Source organism: Flavobacterium sp. YO12 (assembly GCF_004119495.1).
Lineage (GTDB): Bacteria > Bacteroidota > Bacteroidia > Flavobacteriales > Flavobacteriaceae > Flavobacterium.
Map to the genome: position 1 here is coordinate 1 of NZ_NRQU01000151.1, position 729 is coordinate 729.

Below are 729 nucleotides of genomic sequence, written 5' to 3' on the forward strand. Positions count from 1 at the left end.
TATACTTGCAATTGTTGGAGCATAAATCAAACAGAAGTCTTGATCTTTATCTGTGATGTTTGGTGTACCTGGATCTGATACATTTATTGCAACTGCTAATCTTACATTGCTTTCGCAAGTTGTTGTAGCATCTTTTAGAGCAGCGTAGTAAGTTTTTGTAGTTAATGCTGTTGCTGCTGTTACTATATTTCCTCCTGTTGAGGCATCATACCAAACTATATTTCCTGTTTCTGGACTTACATTGATGCTTGCAATTGTTGGCGCATTTATTAAACAGAAGTCTTGATCTTTATCTGCGATGTTTGGTGTACCTGGATCTGTAACATTTACAACTACAGCTTGTCTTACTTTGCTTTCACAAGTTGTTGTCCCATCTTTTAAGGCAGCATAATACGTTCTTGTAGTTAATGCTGTTGCTGCTGTTACTACATTACCTCCTATTAAGGCATCATACCAAACTACATTTCCTGTTACTGGGCTTACATTTATACTTGCAATTGTAGGTGCATTTACCAAACAGAAATCTTGATCGGTATCTGCAATGTTTGGTGTGCCTGGATCTGTAACATCTACCACTATTGCCAACCTTACATTACTTTCGCAAGTTGTTGTAGCATCTTTTAAAGCAGCATAGTAAGTTCTTGTGGTCAATGCTGTTGTTGACGTTACTACGTTTCCTCCTGTTGAGGCATCATACCAAACAATATTTCCTGTTTCTGGACTTACATT

General features: G+C 37.4%; 1 protein-coding gene. It reads right to left on the reverse strand.

The features are described 5' to 3' along the window. Window positions 1-729: hypothetical protein (locus BOW55_RS20970; protein ID WP_164975094.1), on the reverse strand; the 729-nt coding region annotated here is incomplete at both ends.